The following is a 14,125-nucleotide window of genomic DNA, read 5'->3' as shown; positions in this document are numbered from 1 at the left end:
TCTAGAAGATGTACAGTTTTTTGGGAGTTGAATAATTTTAACAGCGTAGAGAGATAAAATTTCTACTCTTTTTCTTCTTAATTGGGGTACGACCTCAATTAAGAAGGTTTCTTCAATTAATAGAAATGTATGTACATACACATTGTATTTTTATTCCATAACTTTTAAAATTTTGTTCACGATAGTTTGATATTGTAAAAAAAGAAAATATGTGGCACGACATCACTTTGTTTTTTATACAGCTTTGTAATTAAACTATAGTATTGTATTTTTTTTCATTATTGAAATTAGTAATAATAAAATGTATTATTGAAAAGCACAATTTATAATTCAAGTAATCAAGCATATGTACCCATAATAATTTGAACATTCAGAAATTATAATATTGTCTAAAAACGAGGTGAGATTCATAGAAACAGTACATATTAAGTGGTATGGCATGTATAGTATAAATGACTTTTATAATAGGGAAGAAGCTTCTAAGAAGGGGATATTTGCAATCTCTAGAGTATTTGCTAAGAATGTAACATTGCTCTATATAGGACAAACCAAAAGAAGCTTTATACAAAAGATAAGAGAACTTAATAAAGAGTGGACTTTTGATGAGAGCGAATTAAAGATTACATTAGGAATAATAGAATTTCCTAGTGGTGAAATTTACTCTGAAAAGAAGGTAAAAGAGATAAAATCTCTTTTGATTTTACGACATACCCCATTAGAAAACGAAACATCTTTATTATACTATAGAGGGAAATTTAATTTAAAAATTATAAATAAGGGAAGAAGAGGCTTAATTGTTAAAAAGCTTTCTACAGGAGATCTAATGTGGACGTAATTGGAATCACCTTTGAATAAAATTGAAGGTTTCTTAAGTGCAGAAGCTTATCAATTTTTAATGTATTAAACTATTTTGAATAACATATGTCAGATACTTGAAAAAACACAAATTATATTATGATATGAAATCCTGTATGGAAAGTGTAGTTTATTTCTATTGTTTAATAAAAATATTAAGAATTTTAGGGATAATACATAAAGAGTAGAGGAGAAAGTAAAAACGGAGGTTTGAAGAATGGGACAAGTAAGCAGATTTCAAGAAAAACAACAGAATCGTCGTCAAAAGGCAATTTTTAATATTGCATTTACTTTGGTATTAGTGACAGTTGGTATAGTGACATACCAGTTGTTTACCCCTTCTAATACATCAAAGAAAGCAATTGCTCAAGAAAAGAAAGTAACAAAGATAGAAGAGAAGAAAACTAAAGATAAAGAAACAGCAAAGATAGAAGAGAAGAAAACTGAAGATAAAGAAACAGCAAAGATAAAAGAGAAGAAAACTGAAGATAAAGAAACAGCAAAGATAGAAGAGAAGAAAACTGAAGATAAAGAAATAGCAAAGATAGAAGAGAAGAAAACTGAAGATAAAGAAGCAGCACAGTTAGAAGGGAAACAAAAATTAGAAAAATCGGTAAAAACGAACGGAACTGAAAATAAAGAGGAAGAAAAAACGGTATCTCAAGAAAAGGATCCTCAAACTAATCCTTCATGGAAGCCAATTGGTACAGAGCAAGGAGCAAAACCTGATATGAAATTTAAAGAAGGAACAGTAGATTGGAGTGAGATGAAAAAAGCAATCTCTTATGCTGTTGATGTTCCAGAGAGCCAATTGATTTTCGATTTTATTGGAAATAATGGTAATAATAAAGCCTACGGTAATGTACGAGATAAACAAAGTAATAAAAAATATAAGGTTAATATTGATTGGGTAGAGAATCAGGGGTGGAAACCAGCATCTGTACAAGTGGTAAAATAAATAGTAGAAATGTAATTATATGTTTAAAAGTTTACTCTTGTAAAACTCATAAAAGAGTTTGTTTCAATCAGGACCTTTTTGCTATGTTGACAGGATTAATTACTCAGGCTCAATTGTGAGATCTTGATGCAGACAAAGTTCGAAGTTTATTAAAATCTATCTAATTTAGTGCTTCGAAAGGTTCAAAATTGCATTTTTAAAGCATTAAATAATTAATGGTACCTTTTGAAATATTTTTGGTCTCATTTCATTAGAAACAATTCCGTCTATATAACTAAAAAATGTATTATGATATCTATTGAACATATGAATAGGATAACAATTACCTGCTGTTAGCAAGTTGCAGTTTATCTAATAAAAAGATCACTTGTTTCTAAGACAAGTGATCTTTTTATATACATTTCCTTTACTATTTTTAAAATTGAATAGATATTTCAATCTGTGTAATTACAATAGACTTGATTAAAATTAAAACTGCAACAAGGATAATACCGTCCATATTTGTAGTAAGAAATATATATATAATATCTTAATGCAAGGTTGGCCTATGTTCTATGAAGATACTAAAGAATTATAGGAAACATTGATAAACGGGAATTATTTTTATTACAATATTTATGCATCTTTAGGCCTAAATAGCTGGGTATTAGCTAAGAAACTTGAGATATTAGACTCCTATTAAGTTAAAATTGGCCTTAAGTGTACTTCCCATAAAGAAAATTATGTAAATAAGCTGTCCATATGGGCAGCTTATTGTATTTTTTGGCTTAGCTTGTTTTTTTCGAAGTGCTGGCGGTTCCTCTACAAGTATTCTTGCATTTAAATTATTTTTAATATATTATATTTATATGGTTATATAGAGATTGATGTATACAAAAAAGACTCAAATCTATTAATAAGATTTAAGTCCTTTTCAAAGATAAAAAGATTGTACCGAAATGGAATACAACTTATACTTTTCCTTTTAATATGTATCTAGTAAAAAGACATTTTTTATCAATAAAATTGTATTTTCAATATAAATGGAAGTTCATTTATATTCAATGATAGGAAATAGTGGGTCTAGAACATAGAGGAACAAAGAACCATACAGAGTAATCTGAAGAACCTGAAAGCTATTGTATGTAGTTTGTTCATCTCAAGTACAATAAAAGAGTCTTACCTCTGTAGGCAAGACTCCACTAGTATCGTTGTATAATATTTACATATCAACTAAAAAACAAAAACCATATAACACCAAGTAGCAGAATCCTAATATTCCTCCTACAGCTAATACTTGTTTAAACCAACTTTTAAATTTTACATTACTGTAAATACCTTGAACTTTTTCCATATTTCCTCCTATTAAGGAGAACCCTTAAAGACTCTCACTTCGTTATGGTACCATTAAAGAATGACTAATAGAGGTTAAATATTGTCAAAATGTATAAATATGCAATATTGCATACAGAAATGTATTGTTACAAATGTAAGCGTTTACTATAATAAGGGTATAAAGTTTAATCACATCCCAGTATTAACAAAAGAGGAGGAAATAATATGGAAATCGCAATGGCAGTTTTAAAATTTATAGGTGGAGCAATCCCATTAGTTCAAGAGCTTCTAAAAGCATTTATGTAAATTCACTATTTAGCAATTATTTATAAAAATTATCATTCGTATGAGTAAAGCCCCTTTAACAATATTAGGGGGCTTTTTGAATTTCTAAATATTTAAGGTTACGTCACATTAACATCAAGTTAAAAGTAAATTTTAAGGATAAATCTATAGAGGATATTTTATAGTGAATCAAGATCCTTTTACAAAGTTGTAGGCATTAAACTCCTACGGCTTTTATTATACTTTATTGAAGTAAAAAGTCTCTTCAGAAAATCTAAAAGGACCTTTTTAGATTTTTAAATACATGACCTACTGATAACTGGGGAGTGTAGAGAATATATATTTGATTTTTAAACAAATATGACAAATTACATGTGTAAGTTAGGTCGATCTTTATCGTAGATTAAAGGGACTTGAATAAAGTTCTTTTTTATTTGTAATCAAATCCCAGAGTGGCCCCTAACCTAATACTGGGAATCGTCTCCTATCCCCTTATACGCTAAGATATTTTTGGAAGTAAAAAACCAAACTTAGACCCCGAATTTGCTTTAACGTGAGGAGAGTCTAATGTCGACTGTCAGAAACGTGCGACAAAAGTCTTAAAAGAATTATTAAACACCTATCGAGGACAGAAAATAGTATTAGGCACTCATGGAGCTGTAATGAATTTGATGTTGTATGAGCTTAGCTTGATAGCGATGGGGTATCGCCAACAAGACTCGAATTTTGCACGCTAAGCAAAAAAACAATAAGCTGTCCATATGGACAGCTTATTTACATAATTCTTGTTATTGGAAGTCGTTTTGAAATTCTATATGTTTACTTTTTTCTTGTTCTTACGAATAAACCACAACACCACAGTTAAAAATAATAAAAAGCTCAGTAAAAAGAGCGGTATTTTTTGAATAAAGAAAAATCCTTTCCAAAAATCTAACCTAGTACTATCAGGAGAATCTGTTGCCATCCCACCTATAAAAAAAGACAACGGAATAGTAAGTATATTTATCCCTAAACCGATCATTACGAATGATAGATTTTTACTCCAGATTTTTGGTAATGCAGCCATAATAAATAAAACTAATGCAGTAACAATTATAAGAAACAGTACTCCAAAATAAAATGCAAAATATAAAAAAATTCCCATAATCCCCCTCCAAGACTTTAATTGTACCATCAATAAGGGCAATTTTGGATGAATATGATATTCGTATATAGTTAACACAACGCCCCATTATCGGTAGCAAATAATTTCATAGAATCCTTGTATGTACAGGGGTTCTTGTTTTTTGTCTATGTATCTCTTATATAGGATTTTATACATCATTGATATAGCGGGGATATGAGGGATCCTCGCTTTTCTTTTTTTCATAAAATTTTGTATGAAAACAGTTGAGTTATAATGCTTTATGCTGAAAAATAAAAACTTTTCTTTGAATTTGAAAAGAAGGTGTTACTTTGTCAAGTGTTGAAGAAAATGAGATAGCAACTTTTGCTACAGATAGTGTAGCGGATACAGAACACGAACTTCATCACATGAGGGTCATCCGAAATCGGTACTTGAGTTAATTGTCAGCTGAGGTCTTTGGAATTGAATTGACGGGTAACTTTAACAAAATAAGGAGTACAATTAAACAGCCTAAAATATGCAAGTTTTTATGCGGAACTGCTTGCGTATTTTGGCTATTTTTGCATTCGTAAAAGATACTGCTATAAGTAAACAGCATTTTTGAATTGCAAAATACCCCCATGACATCAATAGTATAAGTACCAAAAAACGATAATAAAAACTGTCTTCATCAGTTTCTACTCCTTATGTGGATCATAAAGTTATTATCCCGTTTATTGTGGGCTGACTAAAGTTTCCCTTTATCTCTCCGTCTCAAAAAACTCAATCCACTCCCCATCAGGACCAGCGAAGAATATGTAACGTGTTCCATCTGGTAATGTTTCGATTTCTTCTCCTAGTAAAAAGGTTACGCCGTGTTTTAGTATTCTTTCAATTTCATCCTCTAATGAATCTACCTTAAAGCAAATGTGATGTACTTTTCCTTCTGCTGGCAAGGAAGAATTGTAGCCTTCAATGAGTTCGAGTATCGTTTCTTTCGATTCTTCCACACCTAAAAAAGCGAGTTTTAAATCTGGATTCGGGTGCCCCATACGTTTAAGGAGCTGTAAGCCGACTACTTCTTCATAAAATGAGATAGATGCTTCTAAGTTTGCAACCATAAGTCCTACGTGTTCAATTCTTCTAACTGGCATGTAGATTCCTTCTTTCTGAAAATTATATACAATATATTATTGAAAATTAAGAAAATAAGCAAGATAAAAACCTTACAAATTTTAGCGTGTTGTATGGTATAGTGAGAAAGTATGTTTGGGGAGAAGGAAGGAGATTATACGATGAATACAACTACTCAAACTCCTTCATTATCAGAAACGATGAAAGAGTGGCATTATGCATTAGCATATGAAATTAAACATTGGAAAACGATAGGTGGTAGTAAAATTTCTATCATGAACGGTCGTTTTTTATATACAGATTATGAGAATACAGTGTATATATTTCAGCTTATTTCGGAAGTAAGCTTACCTGAAGGTTCACCAATTCGAATTGAGTTCGATGGTGAGGAAGCGACAGGAGAAGTATTATCTGTACATGGATTAGAAATAGAACTGAAATTAAATGATTATATACAAGGTGAAATAAGAGAAGCGGTTTTATACAGTGAACCGTGGCAACTTTTAGAGCAACTGCAAGAGCGATTGAAAGAAGCACGTAAAGATAAGCTGAAACGTAATCGTATAAAGCGTCTTGTTGATGGGACGAGCAGTCCGAAACATATTGAGAAGATGAAAAATCCAAAAAATGAACTGGCATATCGTTCGTTTTATAATCCGACAACGTACGTATGGGGACCGCCGGGAACAGGGAAGTCTTACAATTTATCACGTATTATTTCGGCTCATTATCAAAAAGGAAAATCGGTACTTGTGTTAGCTCATAGTAACGCGGCAGTAGACGTATTAATGAGTGAAGTAACGAAGCAAATTGAAAAGAAAAAGAAATGGACGCCTGGCGAAATTGTTCGTTACGGTTATAGTCAGCATGAACATATACGAAATCATGAAACGTTACTTGCATCTAAGTTAGTTGAAACGACGAACGGATCATGGGGTGAGGAAAGACTCTACTTAGAAGAGTCACGCCAAGATCTTCGTGAAAAAATCTTATCGTATAAAGCAACATCTGCTGATAAGAAGCGTATACAAGAGATTGAAAGTGATCTTCGAAAGCAAAAGGCTAAAATTAAAGAAGTAGAAAAAGAGTATATTGAAAATGCGAAAGTAATTGGTGCAACTTTATCGAAATGTGCCATTGATTCACTTATTTATGAGCGTACATTCGATTTAGTTGTCGTAGATGAAGTGAGTATGGCGTTCGTTCCGCAAATCGCATTAGCTGCTTCACTTGGAAAACGTATCGTCGTTTGCGGTGATTTTTTACAATTACCTCCAATTGCGATGGCAAACCATGAACTCGTTCGCAAATGGCTTGGGGAAGATATGTTTTACCACGCTGGGATTGTTGATTCTGTAAATAAATCAGAAGCGCATCCGAACCTATTTATGTTGCAGGAACAAAGACGTATGCATGCGGATATATCGAAGTTTACGAATTCATTTATTTATAAAAACAGAGTATATGATCATCCGTCTGTTTCAGAGCGTAAAGAACTTGCGCAATTGCAGCCGTTCGCAAATGAAGCGAGTGTTTTATTTGATACGAGCCAAATGGGAGCTTTTTCGTTAAAAGATGCTGCTTCTGGTTCACGTTTTAACATTATGTCTGGTTTAGTAGCGATGCAAATGATGTTAATCGGATTGTTAGACGGTGTTCAGTCGATTGGTGTTGTGACACCTTACAGGGCGCAGTCACGCTTTTTATCGACGTGTATTAGAGAAATGTTGCAGAGAACGAAATATCAAAACATACCAGTTTTAGCGGCGACAGTTCATAAGTTCCAAGGTTCTGAAAGAGATATGATGATCTTTGATACAGTTGACAGTTATCCGCAGGAACGACCTGGCGTATTATTCTTTGATCACAAAAACCATCGCCTCGTCAATGTAGCAGTGACAAGGGCGAGAGGGAAGTTCATTCAATTATCAGATTGCCATTATATGCGTAAAAATCTTTCTAGAAAACAAGCGTTATCGCAATTAACAGCTCATATAGAACGTCATGGAGATGTGTATGATCGCACGACATCGAGACAATTGTGGGAACGGAAAATTTCGAAACGTTTACGCTGGTTTATGGAAATGAATCTTGAAGAGCCGAAAGGGCTATTAAAAGATATTCTAGCCGCAAAACGAAAAATTATTATTTCACTTCCAAGTACAAAACAAGTGGATAAGCGAGTATGGCAAGCGTTAATGCGTACAAATGCACAGATAACAGTTTATAGTGATGGACCAGTTCCACTGAAAAATGTAAAGTTACAAAGACAAAATAAAGCATTCCCGTTTATCGTAATTGATGATGAAATCTTCTGGGCAGGCGCACCGCTCACATCTCAAATGATATTTGAAGGTAGTACGGAATTTCCGTACGTATGTGCAAGACTGCAAGCACCAGAAACAATTGGTGTATTAAAAGGATTTTTAGATAATCGGTAAATTCGGATAGGAATTCCTTGACTTTTACTTGGAATGAACTTAGAATAAAAAATAATTTAATATAATTTTATGAAAATTCTTATCACGAGAGGTGGAGGGACTGGCCCTATGATACCTCGGCAGCGGATTCGTTATGAATACTGTGCCAATTCCAGCAAGGTAACTTGAAAGATAAGAAAGAAGCTCATTTTGACTGTATATACAGAAGCCTCTTTCTATCTTTTAGAAAGAGGCTTTTTTACGTGAAAATAAAAGGAGGAAGAACAATGGGAGCGACAGGAGTAACGTCACAAAGAAAAACAATTGAAGAGAGTATCGAAAGAAATAAGGAAAAGTACATAGAAACAAGTCATGATATTCATGCGAATCCAGAGATTGGTAACCAAGAGTTTTATGCATCTAGAACGTTAAGTTTATTGCTAGGCAGTGCAGGATTTCAGTTGCAGCACAATATAGCCGGACATGAAACGGGATTTATCGCGCGAAAAAGCTCTGGAAAACAAGGGCCAGCAATCGCATTTTTAGCGGAGTACGACGCTTTACCAGGACTAGGCCATGCGTGTGGTCACAATTTAATCGGCACAATTAGTGTTGCAGCAGCAATTGCATTATCAGAAACGCTTGAAGAAATTGGCGGGGAAGTTGTTGTGTTTGGTACGCCAGCAGAAGAAGGCGGGCCAAATGGTAGCGCGAAATCAAGTTATGTAAAGGCAGGTTTATTTAAAGACATTGATGCGGCGCTTATGATTCATCCGAGCGGAAAAACAGCGACAACGAGTCCTTCACTAGCAGTCGATCCACTTGATTTTCATTTTTACGGAAAAACAGCTCACGCTGCAGCTTCGCCAGAAGAAGGGATTAACGCATTAGATGCGGTTATTCAGCTTTATAACGGTATTAATGCACTTCGCCAACAACTTCCGTCAGACGTGAGAATTCATGGCGTCATTACAGAGGGAGGAAAAGCACCTAATATTATTCCTGACTATGCCGCAGCAAGATTCTTCATCCGCGCAGCAACGCGAAAAAGATGTGCAGAAGTAACAGAAAAAGTAAAAAACATTGCTGAGGGAGCAGCGTTAGCAACAGGTACAAAAGTAAAAATTCATCAATTCCAAAATGAAATCGATGAATTACTCGTAACAAAAACATATAACGATATCGTAGCGGAAGAACTAGAACTATTAGGTGAAGATGTAAATCGTAAAGAAAGAGTAGGGATCGGTTCAACCGACGCAGGAAACGTAAGTCAAGTCGTACCGACAATTCATCCGTACATTAAAATCGGACCAGATGATTTAATTGCACATACGAATGAATTTAGAGAAGCAGCACGTTCAGAACTTGGAGATAAAGCATTAATTACATCGGCAAAAGCATTAGCAAATACGGCGTATCGATTAATTACGGAAGAAGGGTTGTTAAAGAAGGTGAAGGAGGAGTTTAGAGAGGCGCAGAGGAATCAAGGGTAAGGGGATTAAAGTGCTCTTTTCAAAGAGTAATCTAATTAATAAGTAGAGATACAAAAAGAACATTGAAATATCAATGTTCTTTTTTGTTTACTAGTCATTGATTTTGTTGGTTTTTCTCAAGAAAGAGAAACTTTTACTGTTAGTGAGGATAATACGTATCCCTTTATCAAAACGACAATTTCTCCTCAAATTCACTCTTTAATACTATTAAAGGAGATGACAAGCCAAATTGCATTAAGGAGTCTAAAAATGCAGCGAGGGAATCCATCGAATCGCTCATGACCTTCATCATATAATTAAATTCCCCACTAATTCGAAATAAATCTGTTACTTCAGGAGCTGCATTACAATACTGGATAAAATCAGAGCATTGGCTCGTTTTAAACATGATGAATGCTTGAATGTTTTTATTAATTTTTGCAGGCTCAAATTTCGTTCGATAAGCCGCTATAACTCCTTGATCTTCAAGCTTGTTAATACGTTCTTTTACAGCAGGTTGCGTCATGGATATAATTCGTCCTATTTCTGAAACAGAAATTCTCGCATTTTCATACAACAAGTTCATAATTTTATGATCGATTTCATCCAGTTTTACGGCGTTTTGCATTGTGTAGCCTCCTTATTTTTGTTTTCTAAAGTAAATTACGAATTATAACTATAATATCATAAGCGAATGGACTAAATTCCCTATAAATCTATATTTAAAATGATTGGTGTTTACATGAAAATATAAGTATAGGTTTTTATCAAACGGAAATTTAGGAAGGATGGAAAAAATGAAGAATCTTGATGGAAAAGTAGCGTTAGTAACAGGAGCGAGTCGCGGAATTGGCCGTGCGATTGCGATGAGATTGGCGAAAGATGGAGCATTAGTTGCGATTCACTACGGTCGAAATAAGGCAGCTGCAGATGAAACGATTAGTGAGATTGAATCTAATGGAGGAAAAGCGTTCTTAATTGAAGCTGAACTCAATTCAATTGATGGTGTCAAAAAGCTAGTAAAACAGTTAAAGAATGAATTACAAATAAAAGTTGGTACATCAGAGATTGATATTTTAGTAAACAATGCAGGGATAGGTACACAAGGAACGATTGAAAATACGACAGAAGAAGTTTTTGATGAAATTATGTCTGTAAATATGAAAGCACCATTCTTTTTAATCCAGCAAACATTACCATTAATACGAGCAGAGGGCCGCATTATTAACATTTCATCAGCTGAAGTAAGGCTTGGTTTTACAGGCTCAATTGCATACGGCTTAAGTAAAGGTGCGCTTAATACGATGACACTGCCTCTAGCTAAACACCTTGGAGAAAGAGGTATAACAGTGAATACAATTATGCCTGGATATACGAAGACAGATATCAATGCAAAATTGCTAGATAATCCAGAAATACGAAATTTTGCTACAAACTCATCTGTGTTCGGACGAATAGGGCAAGTTGAAGATATTGCAGATGCAGTAGCATTCCTTGCTTCTTCTGATAGCCGCTGGGTAACGGGGCAGATTTTAGATGTTTCTGGTGGGTTTTGTTTATAGGGGCACTACTCCATACCTATCAAGATAATCAAGTAAATTACTAGTTATGAAACGATCCTTGTTTCATAACTAGTAATTTATAGAAAGGTAGGGATGATAAAGAAGTCTATTAAAACGTGATTTTTTCGCTAGGCAATTTGAATAAGGGGGCTATTTTTCATTATTCGTAATCTAAAATAATCAAATTTTATTTTACAGTAACAATAAAACAAAATTATTGACCGCATGGTACAAAAAGGGTATTCTATTCATGTTATCTTTAAAATGAGAGGAGGATACGATTGAATAAACGCGGCAGACCTCGAGAGTTTGATTATTCCTCAATTGTAGATGTTGCAATGAAAACATTTTGGTTAAGAGGATATGAAGGGTGTTCTACACAAGATTTATGCAGTGATACAGGACTTGGAAAAGGAAGTTTATACAATACTTTCGGTAGTAAACATGAACTGTATAAACAAGTATTAGAACGCTACCATGAAATTGGGATTAGGGAACAAAGGAAATTGTTACATACTTCAATTCCAGTTAAAGAACGATTAAGTAATTTTTTTGAATGGGCATTGAAAGAAGACTTTGAGAATATGGATCAAAAAGGATGTTTATTGATTAATGCCAGTATAGAACGTGCTAAAAACGATTTAATGGTACAAGAAATTTTCTCGAAGCATGTTGAACTTCTTAAACAAGCTATTGAAACAGTGATGGAGGAAGGATTGCAAACAGGTGAAATTTCAAAGAAGCAATCAGCTGAGGAATTAGCTAGTCTGCTTTTAAGCAGTTATTACGGATTCCGTGTTCTTAATGTATCGATGCAAAATCGGATGTTGTCTGAACAAGTTATCAAAGGAACAATAGAGTCTATTTGTGGCGCTTAGTGCGCTCTTTTTTCGCACTATTTTTGTACCGATCATTACAATAATGAATAAGGAGTGTTTTTATGCCATCGATTATTTATTTATTAGCTTTAGCAATCTTTTGTATGACTACATCAGAATTTATGGTTGCAGGTATGATGAATGAACTTGCTCTTGCATTCCAGGTTCCTGTATCATCTATTGGGTATTTAATTTCAGCTTATGCAGGAGCAATGGTAATAGGAGGCCCCATTTTAACTGCAATCCTCTTACGAATGCGCAGCAAACAAGCATTATTGTTTTTAATGTTCATATTTTTAATTGGTCAATCGCTCGGAGCTATCGCTTGGAACTATGATATTATGATGATTTCACGTATTATAACTGGTATTGCTTCAGCTTCAGCTTTTGGAGTTGCGATTTCCTTTTCTGCGACATTGGTTCACTCTGATTCAAGGGGAAAAGCTGCATCAATTGTACTTGCAGGTTTAATGTTCGCAACTGTATTAGGTTTACCTATAACGACCGTTATTTCGCAATATTTTGGCTGGCGTATTAGTTTTGGGGCTGTTTCTGTTCTTGTGCTAGTATCAGGGATTATGATTCAACGGTTGTTACCATCCTCTTCAAATAAAGAGCAATTAAATTGGAAAGACGAACTTCTGCGATTTAAGAATATTCATCTTTGGGCAGCGTATATAACAAGTATGTTCATTATTGGTGGTACGTTTGCAGCATTTAGTTATTTCACTCCTATCTTTACAAATGTTACAGGGTTTTCAAGTGCAAGTATTCCATATTTACTTGCTCTCTATGGTAGTGCGACGGTAATTGGGAATATAATAATTGGCAAGTTTGCTGATAAATTTACAATGAAAATACTTACGGGTGGATTAATTATATTAATCATAGCGTTGTCTTTATTTGCTTTAAGTGCAGAGAATAAATACATTGCAGTGATTTCTACGATTTTTATTGGTTTAACTGGTGTAGCATTGAATCCAGCTATGGTTGCGAGGGTGATGAAGACAGCTAGTAATGGCATAATGATAAATACCGTTCATAGTTCTTTTATTACGCTAGGTATTGTTATTGGTTCGTCACTAGGTGGTATTGGGATCAGTAAAGGATATGGTTTTGTATCTCCGCTATGGATTGGAGCTTGTTTAGCTATCCTTGGGGTAATTTCGTTATTCCCATATTTACATAAAAGCAAGGCAGATTAAGATGTTTAAAATTTCTTTATATGGGGTACCGCCGCATCACCATCAAGCTAATACTTCCATATTCCCCTAAATTAAAATTTTCTTTCTCTACAGATAGCTATTCTGAGAAGCCGCTCATTTTTTCGTTTTTGAGGCATTTCTTTTTCTTAAGTTGATGGGCAGGTATGGTGACCTCTATTAGACGATAGTGAATGAACAATTTCGGGGTTCAGTTCAACTTTATTCAAAATAAGATTTTTTTGCAGTAAAATTAATGTTAGTGGAACTTTTTTAATCAAACTTTTTTAAAAATTAACATAAATACTTGCAATATTTAAATTAGTACTGTATAGTTCTAGTTATGACAAAGATAAAATTAATGAATCAAAAACGTGTGATTGAAGTAGCTGCAACATTATTTTTAGAAAAAGGGTTTGCTTATACAAGTATGGATGAATTAGTACGTGTAAGCAAAGTTTCAAAGTCTAATGTGTATTATCACTTTTCTAATAAGGAAGTATTATTAGAAGGGGTCGTTGATTATTGGATTGAAATGTATCAATCTGCAATTGATGACATACTTTCTCAGAACCAATTTTTAGTTGAAGATCGTATCCAACTGTTTTTAAAGCAATTATCACAAGGAGTTCAGTCGAGAGAGTATAAGGGGAGCTGTCCATTTATTACTCTTTATATTCAAAGTCCTAAACAGGCCACGCAAATAAAAGAAAAAATAGGTCTTTTTTTTACAGGATTACAAAAGAAAGTTTCTCTATTACTTAAACAAGGGGTAGAGAATGGAGAATTTAGAAATACGATTAATATTGATGAGGTTGCATCACTTTTTATTACAAATCTTGAAGGAGCGTTATTTATTTCAGAAACATTGAAGGATGCAACTGTAATCACGAAAACAGCAGATCATTTTTTAAAATTGCTTCGATAAAAGAAGCATTTT

General features: G+C 33.8%; 12 protein-coding genes, 2 pseudogenes and 1 riboswitch. Of the genes and pseudogenes, 10 read left to right on the top strand and 4 right to left on the bottom strand.

What is annotated here, in order from left to right; genetic code table 11:
• Positions 1 to 400: 400 nt before the first annotated feature.
• Both ACUXVC_RS15935 and ACUXVC_RS15930 read left to right on the top strand, forming a co-directional pair.
• Positions 401 to 835 (top strand): hypothetical protein, encoded by a 435-nt coding sequence (locus tag ACUXVC_RS15935; protein WP_015055158.1) that lies wholly within the window; start codon positions 401 to 403, stop codon positions 833 to 835.
• Positions 836 to 1,072: 237 nt separating this feature from the next.
• Positions 1,073 to 1,813 (top strand): YrrS family protein, encoded by a 741-nt coding sequence (locus ACUXVC_RS15930; protein WP_000532023.1) that lies wholly within the window; start codon positions 1,073 to 1,075, stop codon positions 1,811 to 1,813.
• Positions 1,814 to 3,014: 1,201 nt separating this feature from the next.
• Here the strand turns inward: ACUXVC_RS15930 and ACUXVC_RS15925 are convergent.
• Positions 3,015 to 3,146, bottom strand: coding sequence for a hypothetical protein (locus tag ACUXVC_RS15925; protein ID WP_255255480.1), 132 nt, complete (start codon positions 3,144 to 3,146; stop codon positions 3,015 to 3,017).
• Between the two features lie 99 nt (positions 3,147 to 3,245).
• Here ACUXVC_RS15925 and ACUXVC_RS15920 point away from each other — a divergent pair.
• Together ACUXVC_RS15920 and ACUXVC_RS15915 are read left to right on the top strand one after the other, a co-directional pair.
• A pseudogene (locus ACUXVC_RS15920) lies at positions 3,246 to 3,433 on the top strand (hypothetical protein).
• A 497-nt stretch (positions 3,434 to 3,930) separates the two neighbouring features.
• Positions 3,931 to 4,089, top strand: a pseudogene (locus tag ACUXVC_RS15915) (histidine phosphatase family protein); the annotation flags it as partial.
• A gap of 134 nt (positions 4,090 to 4,223) precedes the next feature.
• On the opposite strand, the gene ACUXVC_RS15910 reads toward ACUXVC_RS15915, so the two are convergent.
• A complete protein-coding gene (locus ACUXVC_RS15910) occupies positions 4,224 to 4,556 on the bottom strand; it encodes a hypothetical protein (protein WP_095690580.1) in 333 nt (110 codons plus the stop codon).
• A gap of 722 nt (positions 4,557 to 5,278) precedes the next feature.
• The gene (locus tag ACUXVC_RS15905; RefSeq protein WP_095690581.1) at positions 5,279 to 5,671 is read right to left on the bottom strand and encodes a VOC family protein; all 393 of its coding nucleotides are present in this window, start codon (positions 5,669 to 5,671) and stop codon (positions 5,279 to 5,281) included.
• Positions 5,672 to 5,782: 111 nt separating this feature from the next.
• Between ACUXVC_RS15905 and ACUXVC_RS15900 the strand changes: the two genes are divergently transcribed.
• Positions 5,783 to 8,092 carry an AAA domain-containing protein gene (locus tag ACUXVC_RS15900; RefSeq protein WP_446025751.1) on the top strand — a complete coding sequence of 770 codons (2,310 nt, stop codon included), beginning with the start codon at positions 5,783 to 5,785 and terminating at the stop codon, positions 8,090 to 8,092.
• Positions 8,093 to 8,168: 76 nt separating this feature from the next.
• Positions 8,169 to 8,270: riboswitch (SAM riboswitch) on the top strand.
• Positions 8,271 to 8,358: 88 nt separating this feature from the next.
• A complete protein-coding gene (locus ACUXVC_RS15895) occupies positions 8,359 to 9,564 on the top strand; it encodes a M20 family metallopeptidase (protein ID WP_095690583.1) in 1,206 nt (401 codons plus the stop codon).
• A gap of 166 nt (positions 9,565 to 9,730) precedes the next feature.
• On the opposite strand, the gene ACUXVC_RS15890 is transcribed toward ACUXVC_RS15895, so the two are convergent.
• Complete coding sequence (locus tag ACUXVC_RS15890; RefSeq protein ID WP_001178563.1) at positions 9,731 to 10,171, bottom strand: Lrp/AsnC family transcriptional regulator; 441 nt, start codon at positions 10,169 to 10,171, stop codon at positions 9,731 to 9,733.
• Positions 10,172 to 10,340: 169 nt separating this feature from the next.
• On the opposite strand from ACUXVC_RS15890, the gene ACUXVC_RS15885 reads away from it, so the two are divergent.
• The 4 genes from ACUXVC_RS15885 to ACUXVC_RS15870 all read left to right on the top strand — a co-directional run bounded on the left by ACUXVC_RS15885 (position 10,341) and on the right by ACUXVC_RS15870 (position 14,113).
• Positions 10,341 to 11,105, top strand: coding sequence for an SDR family oxidoreductase (locus ACUXVC_RS15885; RefSeq protein ID WP_144465349.1), 765 nt, complete (start codon positions 10,341 to 10,343; stop codon positions 11,103 to 11,105).
• 281 nt (positions 11,106 to 11,386) lie between these two features.
• On the top strand, positions 11,387 to 11,983 hold the full coding sequence (locus tag ACUXVC_RS15880; RefSeq protein WP_001042196.1) for a TetR/AcrR family transcriptional regulator: 597 nt from the start codon (positions 11,387 to 11,389) through the stop codon (positions 11,981 to 11,983).
• Positions 11,984 to 12,045: 62 nt separating this feature from the next.
• Positions 12,046 to 13,188, top strand: coding sequence for an MFS transporter (locus ACUXVC_RS15875; RefSeq protein WP_098126755.1), 1,143 nt, complete (start codon positions 12,046 to 12,048; stop codon positions 13,186 to 13,188).
• Between the two features lie 358 nt (positions 13,189 to 13,546).
• Positions 13,547 to 14,113, top strand: coding sequence for a TetR/AcrR family transcriptional regulator (locus tag ACUXVC_RS15870; RefSeq protein WP_001072312.1), 567 nt, complete (start codon positions 13,547 to 13,549; stop codon positions 14,111 to 14,113).
• Positions 14,114 to 14,125: the final 12 nt, after the last annotated feature.

The organism is Bacillus sp. N6 (assembly GCF_052805735.1).
The sequence above is the reverse complement of the archived record's forward strand: the minus strand, read 5'-3'. Positions and strand labels throughout refer to the sequence as shown.

Excerpts from the sequence above, each read along its gene's own strand:
- ACUXVC_RS15900 (WP_446025751.1), top strand. The coding sequence starts at position 5,783 with ATGTTTGGGGAGAAGGAAGGAGATTATACGATGAATACAACTACTCAA.
- ACUXVC_RS15885 (WP_144465349.1), top strand. The coding sequence starts at position 10,341 with ATGAAGAATCTTGATGGAAAAGTAGCGTTAGTAACAGGAGCGAGTCGC.
- ACUXVC_RS15890 (WP_001178563.1), bottom strand. The coding sequence starts at position 10,171 with ATGCAAAACGCCGTAAAACTGGATGAAATCGATCATAAAATTATGAAC.
- ACUXVC_RS15925 (WP_255255480.1), bottom strand. The coding sequence starts at position 3,146 with ATGGAAAAAGTTCAAGGTATTTACAGTAATGTAAAATTTAAAAGTTGG.
- ACUXVC_RS15875 (WP_098126755.1), top strand. The coding sequence starts at position 12,046 with ATGCCATCGATTATTTATTTATTAGCTTTAGCAATCTTTTGTATGACT.
- ACUXVC_RS15910 (WP_095690580.1), bottom strand. The coding sequence starts at position 4,556 with ATGGGAATTTTTTTATATTTTGCATTTTATTTTGGAGTACTGTTTCTT.
- ACUXVC_RS15870 (WP_001072312.1), top strand. The coding sequence starts at position 13,547 with ATGAATCAAAAACGTGTGATTGAAGTAGCTGCAACATTATTTTTAGAA.
- ACUXVC_RS15930 (WP_000532023.1), top strand. The coding sequence starts at position 1,073 with ATGGGACAAGTAAGCAGATTTCAAGAAAAACAACAGAATCGTCGTCAA.
- ACUXVC_RS15895 (WP_095690583.1), top strand. The coding sequence starts at position 8,359 with ATGGGAGCGACAGGAGTAACGTCACAAAGAAAAACAATTGAAGAGAGT.
- ACUXVC_RS15905 (WP_095690581.1), bottom strand. The coding sequence starts at position 5,671 with ATGCCAGTTAGAAGAATTGAACACGTAGGACTTATGGTTGCAAACTTA.